This window comes from Tepidanaerobacter sp. EBM-38, assembly GCA_001896545.1.
Taxonomy (GTDB): domain Bacteria; phylum Bacillota; class Thermosediminibacteria; order Thermosediminibacterales; family Tepidanaerobacteraceae; genus Tepidanaerobacter.
This window is the reverse complement of the sequence record MPOT01000026.1, coordinates 1-1807: the sequence shown is the minus strand read 5'-3', so window position 1 is coordinate 1807 and position 1807 is coordinate 1. Positions and strand designations below refer to the sequence as shown.

1 protein-coding gene is annotated in these 1807 nt (G+C 41.3%); it reads left to right on the top strand.

Going from position 1 to position 1807, the window contains the following annotated elements:
• Positions 1 to 196: 196 nt before the first annotated feature.
• A partial coding sequence (locus BUC45_RS02615) for a nucleoside triphosphatase (RefSeq protein WP_296970091.1) occupies positions 197 to 1807 on the top strand: 1611 nt, incomplete at its 3' end.

Below are 1807 nucleotides of genomic sequence, written 5' to 3'. Positions count from 1 at the left end.
TTGACAACTGAATACCCCGAAATGCAAGAGATACTTCAAGCAGAATATGCCATGACGATAATTCCGAGCGTATTCCTTGAAAGATAACGAGGTTGTGTCCAACAAGGCAAACTCTCTGGAACAGTAGCGTTTCGGGTCATTTATAAAAGGCAAGGAGGTGAAATAACTGAATACACAATATTATAACTTGCCGCAGATGCTTAAAGATAAGCCACAGTTTTGCTGTTGGAAATATGAAGAACGAAGTGGTAGAAAAACCAAAGTTCCCTATAACCCGGTAACAGGAAAAAGGGCAAAAGCAGATAAACAGGGTACTTTTAAAGATTTTAGTTCGGCGGTAGCTGCTATAAGTGATTATGAAGGTATCGGATTTTTGGTGGGTAATGACATATGTGTTATCGACTTAGATGATTGCTTTGATAGCAGCGGTAAGCTTAAGCCTATTGCCCAAAGTATTGTAGACGCTTTTAGTGGTTGCTATATGGAACACAGTCCATCTGGAAAAGGGCTTCATATTTTCTTTAAGGCCACAGGCTTTAACTTTGACAAAACAAAATACTATATCAACAACAGAAAGCTGGGAGTTGAGGTCTATGTGGCTGGAGCAACAAACCGCTTTGTTACCGTAACAGGCAATGTGTTTGCAGATGGTGATATAGCGGAGAAATCGTATGAGCTACAGATGATACTAGACAAGTATATGCTACGTTCTACCCCTGTGAAGCAACTTCAGGATACAGAAAGTCAATCCTATCTGTCTGACAAGTCTGTTGTCGAGAAGGCATTAAAATCGGCAAACGGAGAAAGATTCAAAGCATTATGGCAGGGAGATACATCTGGTTATGCTTCTGCCAGTGAAGCTGATTTGGCACTTTGCGGTATGCTGGCATTTTGGTGTGGCAGAGATATTGGACAGATGGACAGACTTTTCCGAAAAAGCGGCTTAATGAGGGATAAATGGAATAGACCGCAGTCTGGCAGCACTTATGGAATGATAACCATAGAAAAAGCAATCGCAAATGCTACTGAAATATACAAACCAGGTGGTAAGCGTTCATCAGCTACAGAAGATTTTGGAGAATGTTCCCTTGCTGACTTTAAGCCTGAGAGTAACGATCGTTACCCTTGGACGGATATTGGGGCAAGCAGGCTGTTTGCTGATTATTATAAATCTTTAGCCCGATATGTTCCTGAAAGGAAAATGTGGTTTTGCTATGAGAATGGCATTTGGATTCCTGATGTCGGTAATCTCAAAGTAATGGAAATGTGTAAATCATTGGCTAACCAACTACTAACCTATGCTTTGACTATTCAGGATGAACATCAAAGAAAGGCATACATTGACTATTGCCGAAAGTGGCAGTCAAGAAGATACAGGGAAACGGTGCTTAAGGATGCACAGAGCGTATATCCCATATCAATGGCTGAATTTGACCAAGACCCGCTTATGCTCAATTGTGCCAATGGAACATTGTTTTTAATGTCTATGGATTTTCGTCCCCACAACAGCGAGGACAGGCTTACAAAGATATCTGGCGTTAAATATGATCCAGAAGCAAAAAGTGAGCGATGGGATAGATTTATTCATGAGATTATGAGCGGAGATGAGGAAAAGGCAAAATTCCTCCAAAAGGCCTTTGGCTACAGTATCAGCGGAGACACTCGGTATGAATGCCTGTTTGTTCTCTATGGTGCTACAACTCGAAATGGTAAAGGTACGCTATGTGAGAGCATTCTTAAGGTATTAGGCAGTTATGGCTGTACCGCAAGGCCAGAGACTATCAGTCTGAAAAAGAACAATAACAGT